This is a genomic window from Curtobacterium sp. MCLR17_040, from assembly GCF_003234735.1.
Classification (GTDB): domain Bacteria; phylum Actinomycetota; class Actinomycetes; order Actinomycetales; family Microbacteriaceae; genus Curtobacterium; species Curtobacterium flaccumfaciens.
In genome coordinates, this window is the sequence record NZ_QKTE01000006.1 from 68133 (window position 1) to 81259 (window position 13127).

8 protein-coding genes are annotated in these 13127 nt (G+C 69.4%); 1 reads left to right on the forward strand and 7 read right to left on the reverse strand.

Going from position 1 to position 13127, the window contains the following annotated elements:
• The 7 genes from gap to uvrB all read right to left on the reverse strand — a co-directional run bounded on the left by gap (position 1) and on the right by uvrB (position 11506).
• A complete protein-coding gene (gap, locus tag DEJ01_RS07460) occupies positions 1-1005 on the reverse strand; it encodes a type I glyceraldehyde-3-phosphate dehydrogenase (protein WP_017887253.1) in 1005 nt (334 codons plus the stop codon).
• 269 nt (positions 1006-1274) lie between these two features.
• Entirely contained in the window at positions 1275-2255 is a 981-nt protein-coding gene (whiA, locus tag DEJ01_RS07465) for a DNA-binding protein WhiA (protein WP_027465690.1), read from the reverse strand.
• 75 nt (positions 2256-2330) lie between these two features.
• Positions 2331-3230 carry an RNase adapter RapZ gene (gene rapZ, locus DEJ01_RS07470; protein WP_027465691.1) on the reverse strand — a complete coding sequence of 300 codons (900 nt, stop codon included), beginning with the start codon at positions 3228-3230 and terminating at the stop codon, positions 2331-2333.
• A 103-nt stretch (positions 3231-3333) separates the two neighbouring features.
• Entirely contained in the window at positions 3334-5418 is a 2085-nt protein-coding gene (uvrC, locus tag DEJ01_RS07475; RefSeq protein WP_111092629.1) for an excinuclease ABC subunit UvrC, read from the reverse strand.
• Positions 5419-8475: an excinuclease ABC subunit UvrA gene (gene uvrA, locus DEJ01_RS07480; RefSeq protein ID WP_258375660.1), complete on the reverse strand. Its 3057-nt coding sequence runs from the start codon at positions 8473-8475 to the stop codon at positions 5419-5421.
• 48 nt (positions 8476-8523) lie between these two features.
• Positions 8524-9444 (reverse strand): SDR family NAD(P)-dependent oxidoreductase, encoded by a 921-nt coding sequence (locus tag DEJ01_RS07485; RefSeq protein WP_111092630.1) that lies wholly within the window; start codon positions 9442-9444, stop codon positions 8524-8526.
• Positions 9434-11506, reverse strand: a complete 2073-nt coding sequence (gene uvrB, locus DEJ01_RS07490; protein ID WP_071403981.1) for an excinuclease ABC subunit UvrB — start codon at positions 11504-11506, stop codon at positions 9434-9436. The genes DEJ01_RS07485 and uvrB overlap by 11 nt, the downstream gene beginning before the upstream one ends.
• A gap of 170 nt (positions 11507-11676) precedes the next feature.
• Here uvrB and DEJ01_RS07495 point away from each other — a divergent pair, with 170 nt between their 5' ends.
• Positions 11677-13005 carry an MFS transporter gene (locus tag DEJ01_RS07495; RefSeq protein ID WP_181438381.1) on the forward strand — a complete coding sequence of 443 codons (1329 nt, stop codon included), beginning with the start codon at positions 11677-11679 and terminating at the stop codon, positions 13003-13005.
• The last annotated feature ends 122 nt before the right edge of the window (positions 13006-13127 follow it).

Below are 13127 nucleotides of genomic sequence, written 5' to 3' on the forward strand. Positions count from 1 at the left end.
TTACAGACGCTCGCCGACGTACTCGGTGAGGTCGACGAGGCGGTTCGAGTAGCCCCACTCGTTGTCGTACCACGAGGTGATCTTCACGAGGCCGCCGATGACCTTGGTCAGGCCGGAGTCGTAGATCGAGGAGTGCGGGTCCGTGGTGATGTCGGTCGACACCAGCGGGTCCTCGCTGTAGAGCAGGATGCCCTTGAGGGGACCTTCTGCGGCCTCCTTGTAGGCGGCGTTGATCTCGTCGACGGTGACCTCGGACTTGGTCTCGAGGGTGAGGTCGGTGATCGAGCCGGTGGGGACCGGGACGCGCAGCGCGAAGCCGTCGAGCTTGCCGGCGAGCTCCGGCATGACCTGGCCGATGGCCTTGGCGGCACCGGTCGAGGTCGGGACGATGTTCAGCGCGGCGGCGCGGGCACGACGGGGGTCCTTGTGCGGGCCGTCCTGCAGGTTCTGGTCGGCGGTGTAGGCGTGCACCGTCGTCATGAGGCCACGCTCGATGCCGAACTTGTCGTGGAACACCTTGGCGAGCGGCGCGAGGCTGTTCGTGGTGCAGGACGCGTTCGAGATGATGTGGTGGTTCGCCGCGTCGTACTGGTCCTCGTTCACGCCGAGCACGATGGTGACGTCGTCACCCGAGGCCGGGGCGGAGATGATGACCTTCTTGGCGCCGGCGTCGATGTGCTTCTGCGCATCGGCGGCCTTGGTGAAGAACCCGGTCGACTCGATGACGATGTCGACACCCAGCTCGCCCCAGGGGAGGTTGGCGGGGTCGCGCTCGGCGAGGACCTTGATGGCCTTGCCGTCGACGACGATGTTGTCGCCGTCGAGCTCGACGGAGACGCCGAGACGGCCCGTGATGGAGTCGAACTTCAGCAGGTTGGCGAGCGACGCGTTGTCGGTGAGGTCGTTCACCGCCACGATCTCGAGGTCGGAGCCCTTCGCGAGGGCGGCCCGGAAGAAGTTACGGCCGATGCGGCCGAAGCCGTTGATACCGATCTTGACGGTCAATGGATCTCCTGGTGAGTGTGGAGCGCCCAGGGGGCGCTGCTTTCGGGAGTCGCGCACCCTGGCGGGCCCGCGTGTGGTGGACGATACGCCCCGTAACGTCGCCGTAACGACCCTAGCAGTCGGACGCTGCGTGCCCGAGCGGGATGACGGTCCGTCCGGACGGTCGCCGACCAGGCCGGGAACGGGTCCGAGAACGGGCCGGGAAACGGACGGGAGGCGCGGTGCCAGCTGGCACCGCGCCTCCCGTCCGCAGGGTCGACAGACCGCTCTCAGGCCCCTTCGAGCTCCTCGGGAACGCTCGCTTCGGTGCCCGGGATGCCGAGGTCGGAGGCCCGCTTGTCGGCCATCGCCAGCAGGCGCCGGATGCGGCCGGCGATGGCGTCCTTGGTCATGGGCGGGTCCGCGTGCTGGCCGAGCTCGTCGAGCGACGCGTCGCGGTGCTGCAGGCGCAGCGTGCCGGCGTACTGCAGGTGGTCGGGGACCTCGTCGCCGAGGATCTCGAGCGCACGCTCGACCCGCGCGCAGGCGGCCACGGCGGCCTGCGCGGAACGGCGGAGGTTCGCGTCGTCGAAGTTGACCAGGCGGTTCGCGGTCGCACGGACCTCGCGACGCTGGCGCATCTCCTCCCAGTCAGCGGTGGTCCGCGCTGCACCCATGACGGTCAGCATCTGACCGATGGCCTCACCGTCGCGGATGACGACGCGGTGCACCCCGCGGACCTCGCGGCCCTTCGCGGCGACCCCGAGACGCGAAGCGGCACCGACGAGGGCCATCGCGGCCTCGTTGCCGGGGCAGGTGACCTCGAGCGCTGCGGCCCGACCCGGGTCGGTCAGGGTGCCGGAGGCGAGGAAGGCGCCGCGCCAGATGGCGGCGAGGTCCTCACGGTTGCCCGTGGTGAGGCGGTTCGGCAGCCCGCGGACGGGACGACGACGGGCGTCCATCAGGCCGGTCTGGCGGGCGAGGGTCTCCCCCGCCTCGAGCACGCGGACCAGGTAGCGGGTCCCGCGGCGGGCGGACGCCGACGAGCCCACCGACGCCTCGCTGCGCACGCCGTAGAGCTCGGCGAGGTCCTTGCGGACCCGGTGCACGATGATCCGGGTGTCGAGCTCGACCTCGACCGCGATGCGGCCCGAGATGACGTGCAGACCACCAGCGAACCGGAGGATCGTGGCCAGTTCGGCGGCGCGGACCGTGTTGCGGTTCACGGCGACCCTGGCCAGTTCGTCCTTGACCTCGGCAGTCAACGGCACAGCATCATTCCTAACGTTCGTTCAGTGGTTCCCGCAGATCCGGCGGCACGGGCGTGGGAGCGGCCGGAGGGACGGTCACTCCCGGCCGAGATCTCGGTTCTTCACACGCACGGCGACGCCAGGCATCCCGCGGAGGAGGTTCGCCAACTCGGCGACGATGGCGACCGAGCGGTGCTTCCCGCCGGTACAGCCGATGGCGATCGTAGCGTGTCTTTTGTTCTCGCGCTGGTACCCCTCGAACACCGGCTCGAGGACGGAGGCGTAGCGATCGACGAACGGACGGGCTCCGGCCTGGGCCAGCACGTAGTCCGAGACCGGCTGGTCCAGCCCGGTGTGGGGCCGCAGTTCCGGGACCCAGTAGGGGTTCGGGAGGAACCGCACGTCGGCCACCATGTCGGCGTCGGCGGGCAGACCGTACTTGAACCCGAAGCTCATCAGCGTGACCTGTACACCCACGAAGTGCTCGTCGGCGAAGTGCTCGATCACGGTGTTCGCGAGCTGGTGGATGTTGAGGTCGGAGGTGTCGATCACCACGTCGGACGCCTCGCGCAGGCCGGCGAGACGCGCTCGTTCGCGGGCGATGCCGTCGAGCAGGGTGTCCTCGCCCTGGAGCGGGTGGGGTCGGCGGACCTGCTCGAAGCGCCGGACCAGCACGGCGTCGGTGGCTTCGAGGAACAGCACACGGACCCGCGCGGAGGTGCTCGAGCGGACCTGCTCGACCGCGTGCTCGGGGTCGGTGAAGAACCGCCCGCCGCGGACGTCGACCACCGTGGCGATCTTCGGGATCTTCTCTCCCGCGCGGTCGGCCAGTTCGGTCAGCGGGGCCAGCATCTGCGTGGGCAGGTTGTCGACGACGTACCAGCCCAGGTCTTCGAGGGCCTTGCCGACGGTGGACCGCCCGGCCCCGGACATGCCGGTGACGATGAGGATGTCGTGCTGCGACGCGTGGGTGGTCGCGGTGGCGCTGTCGGTCATCTGGGAGTGGGCTCCGTCGTGGCGGCCCGGGCGCGTCGCCCGGGGAGGTCTCGGCTGCCGGACCAGGCTACCGCCCGGGGGCGGCCGGGAGGCGCGGGGTTCGTCACGACGGTCGCTGCGGACCGTCGCTGGTCACCTCGGGGACCCGCACCGGGCCTCCCGGGTGGGTGGCGGTCTGCTGGGTGGCTGTGTGCTGGGTGGCGGTCTGCTGGGTGGCCGCGTTCTCGGTCACGGTGTCCGCGATCGCGTCGGCGTCCGGTTCGGGGGCGCTGGACGCGCTCGTCGCCGGCGCGCTCGTCGGCGTCTGGGCCAGCTTCGAGACCACCGCGGCAGCGGTCGCCGGACCGATGCCGTTCACCTCGCCGATCTCCTCGGCCGTGGCTTCACGCAGCCGGGCGACCGAGCCGAAGTGCTTCAGCAGGGCGTTGACGCGGCTCGGGCCGAGACCGGGGATCTCGGACAGCCGCGACCGGACGTCGCGCTTCCGCTTGCTGCGCTGGTGGGTGATCGCGAACCGGTGCGCCTCGTCGCGGATTCGCTGGATGAGGAAGAGCGCCTCGGAGTTGCGGGGCAGGATGACCGGGAAGTCGTCGTCGGGGAGCCAGAGCTCCTCGAGCCGCTTGGCGATGCCGACCAGGGCGATGTCGTGCACGCCGGCTTCGTCCATCGCGCGCTTCGCGGCCTGCACCTGGGGCTGGCCGCCGTCGACGATGAGCAGCTGCGGACGGTACGCGAACCGTTTCGTCGGCTTCGACCCCTCGACGACCTCGTCGGTCGTGACGTCCGGGACGTCCGGCAGCTCGGCGTCCTCGTCCAGCCGCGCCAGGCGCCGCGAGAGCACCTGGTACATGCTGTCGGTGTCGTCGGTGGTCTCGGCGATCGAGTACCGGCGGTACTGGTCCTTGCGCGGCAGGCCGTCCTCGAACACCACCATCGACGCGACGACGTTCGTGCCCTGCAGGTGCGAGATGTCGTAGCACTCCATGCGGAGCGGCGCCTCGGTCATGCCGAGGGCGTCCTGGATGTCGGCCAGTGCTGCGGCCCGGGTGGTGTAGTCGGCCGAACGCTTGGTCTTGTAGAGCATGAGCGCCTGCCCGGCGTTCTGCGCGGCCGTCCGGGCGAGCCCGGCGCGATCGCCGCGCTGTGCCGTGCTGAGCTTCGTGCCGCGCCCGTTCCGGCGCTTGCTGAGCCACTCCTGCAGCGCGTCGGCGTCCTCCGGCAGCTCGGGGACGACGACCTCGCGCGGCGGCTCGTCGGTGACGTAGACGCCCTGCACGATCTGCTCGACGAGGTCGCCGGTGGCGATGTCGAGCTCCTTGTCGACGACCCAGCCGCGGACACCGCGGATGCGGCCACCACGGACGGAGAACAGCTGCACTGCCGCGGCGAGCTCGTCCTCCGCGATGCCGAACAGGTCGAGGTCGACCGAGTCGCGGAGCACCACGGCGGACTTCTCGAGCACGGCCTCGAGCGCCTCGACCTGGTCGCGGAACTTCGCGGCCTGCTCGTACTGCATCGCGTCGGCCGAGGCCCCCATGCGCTGCCGGAGTTCGGTGATGACCCGACGGTCGTAGGAGTTCATGAAGCGCACGAACTCCTCGACGAGGGCGCGGTGCTCCTCGATCGTGACCTTCTGCGAGCAGGGGCCCCCGCACTTGCCGATCTGCCCCGGGAAGCACGGGCGGCCCGTCTGCATCGCCTTCTTGTACGACGAGTCCGAGCACGTGCGGATCGGGAAGACCTTGATCATCAGGTCGATGGTGTCGTGCACCGCCCAGATCTTCGGGTACGGACCGAAGTACTTCGCGCCCTTGATCTTGCGGTTGCGCGTCACCATCACCCGCGGCGCTTCGTCACCCAGGGTGACCGCCATGTACGGGTACGACTTGTCGTCGCGGAACTTGACGTTGAACGGCGGGTCGAACTCCTTGATCCAGGTGTACTCCAGCTGGAGCGCCTCGATCTCGGAGCCGACCGTCGTCCACTCGACGCTGCGTGCCGTGAGGACCATGCGCCGCGTGCGCTCGTGCAGCGTCGGCAGCGGCGCGAAGTAGTTGCTCAGCCGGGCGCGGAGGTTCTTCGCCTTGCCGACGTAGAGCACCCGACCGGCTTCGTCACGCCATCGGTAGACGCCCGGGTCGGTCGGGATCTCCCCCGCCTTCGGACGCCACGGGACGGTGTCCGCCACCTACCGAGCACCCGCCTTCTGCTTGCTCGCCTGCTTGGTCGCGTCCTGCTGCTTGCCGCCCTGCTGCTCCTGGGTGGCCTGGCGTGCGCCGACCGCCTGCTGCTTGCCGACCCGGGCGTCCTGCGCGTCGAAGATCTCGCGCAGGAAGACACCGGTGTGGCTCTCCGGCACGGTCGCCACGTGCTCCGGGGTACCCGTCGCCAGGACCGTGCCACCACCGGAACCGCCCTCGGGCCCCATGTCGATCAGCCAGTCGGCGGACTTGATGACGTCGAGGTTGTGCTCGATCGTGATGACGGTGTTGCCCTTGTCGACCAGGCTCTGCAGCACGAGGAGCAGCTTGCGGACGTCCTCGAAGTGCAGACCGGTCGTCGGCTCGTCGAGCACGTAGACCGTGCGGCCGTTCGAGCGACGCTGCAGCTCGGTGGCGAGCTTGACGCGCTGCGCCTCGCCGCCGGAGAGCGTGGTCGCGCTCTGGCCGAGACGCACGTAGCCGAGGCCCACGTCGACCAGGGTCGCCATGTAGCGGTGGATCGCCGAGATCGGCTCGAAGAACTCGGCCGCCTCGCTGATCGGCATGTCGAGGACCTCGGAGATGTTCTTGCCCTTGTAGTGCACCTGGAGCGTCTCGCGGTTGTAGCGCGCACCACCGCAGACCTCGCACGCGACGTAGACGTCGGGCAGGAAGTTCATCTCGATCTTGATCGTGCCGTCGCCCGCGCAGTTCTCGCAGCGGCCACCCTTGACGTTGAAGCTGAAGCGGCCGGGCTGGTAACCGCGGGTCTTGGCCTCTTGCGTCTCGGCAAACAGCTGGCGGATGCGGTCGAACACGCCCGTGTAGGTCGCCGGGTTCGAGCGCGGCGTGCGGCCGATCGGTGCCTGGTCGACGTGCACGACCTTGTCGAGCTGGTCGAGGCCCTTCACCCGGGTGTGCTTGCCCGCGATGTGTCGGGCACCGTTGAGCTGGTTGGCGAGCACCTTGTACAGGATGTCGTTCACCAGCGTCGACTTGCCGGACCCGCTGACGCCCGTCACCGCGGTGAACACACCGAGCGGGAAGTCCGCGTCGATCGACTTGAGGTTGTTCGCGCGGGCACCCTGCACGGTGATGGCGCGCTTCAGGTTGACCTTGCGACGCTCGGCCGGCACCTCGATCGCGCGTCGGCCGGCGAGGTAGTCGCCGGTGATCGACTCGCGGTTCTCGATGATGCCCTCGTACGAACCGGAGTGCACGACGTTGCCGCCGTTCACACCGGCACCGGGGCCGATGTCGACGACCCAGTCGGCCGTGCGGATCGTGTCCTCGTCGTGCTCGACGACGATGAGCGTGTTGCCGAGGTCCTTGAGCTTGACCAGGGTGTCGATGAGTCGACGGTTGTCGCGCTGGTGCAGGCCGATGCTCGGCTCGTCGAGCACGTACAGCACGCCCGTCAGCCCGGAGCCGATCTGCGTCGCCAGGCGGATGCGCTGCGCCTCGCCGCCGGAGAGACCGCCGGCACCACGTGCCAGCGTGAGGTAGTTCAGGCCGACCTCGAGCAGGAACTCGAGGCGTGCGCGGATCTCGCGGAGGACCGCGGCGGCGATGTGCGCTTCGCGGTCGGTCAGCGTCAGCTCGTCCATGAACGAGTACGCGTTGTCGAGCGACATGTCGGTGACGTCCGCGATGCTGCGGTCGTTGACCGTCACCGCGAGCACCTCGGGCTTGAGGCGGGTTCCCTCGCACACCGGGCACGGGACCTCGCGCAGGTACCCCTGGAAGCGCTGCCGCTGCGAGTCCGACTCGGCCTCGGCGAACTTGCGCTCGATGTAGGGCATGACGCCTTCGAACCCGCTCGTGTACCGCATCTCGCGGCCGAAGCGGTTGCGCCAGGAGACCGACACCTGGAAGTCCTTGCCGGTCAGGATCGACGCCTGCACCGCGGGGTCGAGCTGGTTCCACGGGGTGTCGAGCGAGAAGCCGAGCTCCTTGCCGAGGCCGCCGAGCAGCTTCTCGAAGTAGGAGTACAGCCCGCTCGTCCCGGTCCAGGGCAGCAGGACGCCGTCACGCAACGAGGCCTCGGGGTCGCCGAGCACCAGGTCGGGGTCGACCGACATGCGGGTGCCGAGGCCGGAGCACTCGGGGCACGCACCGAACGGCGCGTTGAACGAGAACGTCCGCGGCTCGATCTCGGTGAGCGCGAGCGGGTGGTTGTTCGGGCACGAGAGGTTCTCGGAGTAGTTCCGGACCGCTCCGGGCCCCTCGTGGTCCACCAGGTCGATGCCGACGGTGCCGTCGGTCAGGCGCAGGGCGGTCTCGAGCGAGTCGGTGAGACGACCGAGGATGTCGTCGCTCGCCACCAGTCGGTCGACGATGACCGAGATGTCGTGCTTGACCTGCTTCTTCAGCTTGGGCGGGTCACTGAGCTGGATGCGCTCCCCGTCCACGATCGCGCGGGCGTAGCCGGACGCCGCGAGCTCCTGGAAGAGGTCGACGAACTCGCCCTTCTTCTTCGAGATGACGGGTGCGAGGACCTGGAAGCGGGTGCCGGTCTCGAACTGCATGAGCTGGTCGGCGATCTGCTGCACGGTCTGCTTGCTGATCACCTCGCCACACGTCGGGCAGTGCGGGACCCCGATGCGCGCCCAGAGCAGACGCATGTAGTCGTAGACCTCGGTGATCGTGCCGACCGTCGACCGCGGGTTGCGGTTGGTCGACTTCTGGTCGATCGACACCGCCGGCGAGAGCCCCTCGATGAAGTCGACGTCGGGGCGGTCGACCTGGCCGAGGAACTGGCGCGCGTAGGCGGACAGCGACTCGACGTACCGGCGCTGCCCCTCGGCGAAGATCGTGTCGAACGCCAGCGAGGACTTGCCCGAGCCGGACAGGCCGGTGAACACGACGAGCGAGTCGCGCGGGATCTCGAGGTCGACGTCACGGAGGTTGTGCACGCGCGCGCCGCGCACGCTGAGCGTGGAGGTGCTGTGCGGCGCGGTCCCGCCGGGGAGGTGGAGGTCAGCGGGCTCGCCGAAGGCGTTCCGGCCCGACGTCGAGGTACCGGGGTCAGAGGTGATGGTCATCGTCGTCGATTCTACGAAGCGGCACCGACATTCGGCCGGGATGGAGGGTCAGACGAGTGCGTCGAGAGCGAACGCGACACCGGATGCACGCTCGCTCGCGGCCCAGAGCTGCGCTGCGACGGTGCGGTCGTGCGCCCGAGGTTCGGCCGCGACCACCGTGGCCGGGCCCCGGAGCTGCATCCAGCCCGCCGGGCCCCAGTACTCCCCCGAGTGCACGTCAGGACCGACGGCCGCGTGCACGAGCGGCTGGGCGCCGACGTCCTTGCCCTGGGCGACGATGCGCTGCGCCGGGCGGATCCACTCGGGTTCGGCTCTGGTCGGGCTGACGTCGGGACGGCCCGGCGACAGGCGGTCGAGCGACAGGCCGGGGTGCGCGACGACGCTCGACACGGATGAGCCCGAGTCGGCCAGTCGCTCGGCGAGCTCGAAGCCGAACAGCATCACGGCGAGCTTGCTCCTGGCGTACTGGCGGTGGCTCGAGTACCGACCGACGCCGAGCGGATCGGTCGCGTCGAGCTGGGCGAATCGGTGGGCGATCGACCCGAGGTGCACGACCCGGCCGGCTCGTCGTTCGAGCAGGGGCAGGACCCGGGCGGTCCACGCGAAGTGCCCGAGGTGGTTCGTACCGATCTGGAGTTCGGTGCCCTGTGCCGTGCTCCCCCGCGTCGACGCCCCGACGACCCCGGCGTTGTTCACGACCGCGTCGACGCCGTCGGGTTCCAGCGCGGCGAGTTCGTCGGCAGCGGCACTGACCGAGTCGAGGTCGGCGAGGTCGAGGTGGACGTGGGCGAGCGAGGAGGCCCCGTCGACGTGCCGACGGATGCTGCGCTCGGCGGCGTCCGCCCGGCCGCGGTCGCGCGTCGCCAGCACCACACGGTGCCCCGCCGCGGCGAGCTGCTCGGCGGCGTGGTACCCGAGCCCGGCGCTCGCACCGGTGACGACGACCGTGCGGGCGCCGTCAGCTGACATGTCCGGCCGACTCCATCTGGCGCAGGGCCTTCTTCAGGTCCTGCACCTCGTCGCGCAGTCGCGCCGCGAGCTCGAACTTCAGCTCCGCCGCAGCCTGCAGCATCTGGTCGTTCAGGTCGGCGATGGTGGCACCGAGCTGCGTCGCACCCTCGCCCGCGATGCCGCCGCGCTTGAGGTTCGGCGTGGGCGACCGACGGCCGTCGGTGCCGGGGCGACCCTGCAGGAGCGCCTTCGTGTCGTCGTTCTCGCGCTGCAGGACCTCGGTGATGTCCGCGATCTTCTTCCGCAGCGGCTGCGGGTCGATGCCGCGCTCCAGGTTGTAGGCGACCTGCTTCTCACGACGGCGATCGGTCTCCTCGATCGCGGTCTTCATCGAGTCGGTCATCTTGTCGGCGTACATGAGCACCTGGCCCGACACGTTGCGGGCAGCGCGACCGATCGTCTGGATGAGCGACGTCGACGAGCGGAGGAAGCCTTCCTTGTCGGCGTCGAGGATCGCGACGAGCGACACCTCGGGCAGGTCGAGCCCCTCGCGCAGCAGGTTGATGCCGACGAGCACGTCGTAGACGCCCTGCCGCAGCTCGGTCAGCAGCTCGACGCGCTTCAGGGTGTCGACGTCGGAGTGCAGGTAGCGGACGCGGACACCGGCGTTCCCGAGGAAGTCGGTCAGTTCTTCCGCCATGCGCTTGGTCAGCGTGGTGACGAGGACGCGTTCGTCCTTCTCCACCCGCTGCTTGATCTCCTCGAGCAGGTCGTCGATCTGGCCGTCGCTCGGCTTGACCACGATCTCGGGGTCGATCAGGCCGGTCGGGCGGATGATCTGCTCGACCACGCTGTCGGTGACCCCGAGCTCGTAGCGCCCCGGGGTGGCCGACAGGTAGACCTTCTGCCCGACGCGCTCGAGGAACTCCTCCCACTTCAGCGGGCGGTTGTCCATCGCGCTCGGCAGGCGGAACCCGTGCTCGACGAGGGTGCGCTTGCGCGAGGCGTCGCCTTCGTACATCGCACCGATCTGCGGCACGGTGACGTGCGACTCGTCGATGACGATCAAGAAGTCGTCGGGGAAGTAGTCGATGAGGCAGTGCGGGGCTTCGCCCGGGCCACGGCCGTCCATGTGCCGCGAGTAGTTCTCGATGCCCGAGCAGAACCCGATCTGCTCCATCATCTCGATGTCGAACGTGGTGCGCATCCGGAGGCGCTGGGCCTCGAGCAGCTTGCCCTGGCCCTCGAGCTCGGCGAGCCGTTCCGCGAGTTCTTCCTTGATGGAGGCGATCGCGCGGTGCATCACGTCGGTGTCCGCGACGTAGTGCGAGGCCGGGAAGATCGACACGGCGGGCAGGTCGTCGATGACGTTGCCCGTGAGCGGGTGCAGCGAGGAGAGCGCTTCGATCTCGTCACCGAACATCTCGATGCGGATCGCGTGCTCTTCGTACATCGGGATGATCTCGATGGTGTCGCCGCGCACGCGGAACGTGCCCCGGGCGAAGTCGACGTCGTTGCGCTGGTACTGCATGGCGACGAACTTGCGCACGAGCTGGTCGCGGGAGATCGTCTGGCCCACGTGGAGCGCGACCGATGCGTTCATGTACTGCTCGGGGGTGCCGAGACCGTAGATGCAGGAGACGGTGGACACCACCACGGTGTCGCGACGGCTGAGCAGCGAGTTCGTCGTGGAGTGCCGGAGTCGTTCGACCTCGGCGTTGACGGAGGAGTCCTTCTCGATGAAGGTGTCCGTCTGCGGGACGTACGCCTCGGGCTGGTAGTAGTCGTAGTACGAGACGAAGTACTCGACCGCGTTGTTCGGCATCAGGCTGCGGAACTCGTTGGCGAGCTGGGCCGCGAGCGTCTTGTTGTGCGCGAGCACGAGTGTCGGCCGCTGCACCTGCTCGATGAGCCACGCGGTCGTCGCCGACTTGCCGGTACCGGTCGCACCCAGCAGCACGACGTCGGTCTCACCGGCGTTGATCCGCCCGGCGAGTTCCGCGATGGCCGCGGGCTGGTCGCCACTCGGCGAGTACTCGCTGATGACCTCGAACGGACGCACCGCTCGGGTCGGTTCGATCGCAACACCCATGGGGACAACGGTAGTCGGCACCCCTGACACCGAGGACCGCTGCTCGCCCTCGGCGTACTGTCCGCTGCAAGCAGGCTCCAAGTCGACTGATGGTCAACGGGCATACCGTCCGATCCGTTCAGTCACCCGACTCCTTCCCACTCCCCCGAAGAGGCCTCATGACCACGGCGACCCCGGCCGCACCGATCAAGGGCACCCCGTTCCGCGGACGCATCCGCGGACGCGTGCTCGTCCTGCTCTGCTGCATGTACGCGATCTCGTACATCGACCGGACGAACATCTCGACGGCGCTGCCGCACATCACCGAGGAGTTCGGGTTCAACGAGGCGACCGCCGGTCTCATCGTCTCCGCGTTCTCGTTGCCGTACGCCCTGCTGCAGGTGTTCGGCGGCACGATCAGCGAGAAGTTCGGCCCGCGCCGGGCGCTCTTCGTCATCACGGTGATCTGGGGCGTCGCGACGCTCTGGACCGGGTTCGCGGTCGGCTTCTGGACCCTCGTCGCCGCACGGGCCCTGCTCGGGCTGAGCGAGGCCGCCGCGTTCCCGACCGCCACGCAGGCGATGAGCCGGTGGATCCCCCGCGACCGGAACGGCTTCGCCCAGGGCGTGGTGCACTCCGCGGCACGGCTCGGCAACGCGCTGGCCCCGCTCATCGTCGCGTGGGTGATCGGGGCGACGGGCAGCTGGCGCTGGGCGTTCTTCGCCACCGCGGTGCTGTCCCTGGCGTGGGCAGTCGTCTGGTTCGTCTGGTTCCGGGACAAGCCCGAGTCCGCGAAGGGCATCACGCAGGTCGAGCTCGCCGAGCTCCCGCCGGTCGAGACCCGCGCGACCCGTCCCCCGGTGCCGTGGCGGCAGATGGCGAAGCAGATCCTGCCGGTCACCTTCGTCGACTTCGGGTACGGCTGGACCCTCTGGGTGTTCCTCACGTGGCTCCCGACGTTCCTCAGCTCCACCTACGGCCTGGAGATCGGCGACTTCGCCCTGTTCACCACCCTCATCCTGCTGGCCGGTGTCGTCGGGGACACGGTCGGCGGGATGCTCAGCGACCGCATCATCCACCGCGGCGGGAACACCCGGAACGCCCGCCGGACCATCCTGGTGATCGGGCTCGGCGGCTCGCTCCTCTGCCTCATCCCGCTCGTGATCGGGCAGGGCCTGCTCGTCGCGACGATCTCGCTGGCCCTGTCGTTCTTCTTCCTCGAGCTCTGCAACGCCAACCTCTGGGCGATCCCGATGGACGTGGCGCCGCAGTGGTCCGGCACGGCCTCGGGCTTCATGAACACCGGGTTCGGCATCGCCGGTGTCGTCTCGCCCATCGTGTTCGGTCTGCTCATCGACGCCTCCGGCTGGCAGGTGCCCTTCGCGCTCTCCTGCGTCCTGCTCGGAGCCGCGGCCGTCGTCGCGTGGTTCATGAAGCCCCAGCGGCTGACCTCCACCGACGGCGTGCTCGAGATCGGCACCCCGAAGGCCGAGCAGCGCTCGGCTTGACGGCCGGCAGCCGGTGCGCGGAACGTGCGCCGGCCCTGGTGGTCCGCACGCGACGGCCGGGAGGCGCGGGTCGGGCCCGCCACGTGCCTCCCGGCCGCCGCGCCACGTGTCCACCGCCCCGC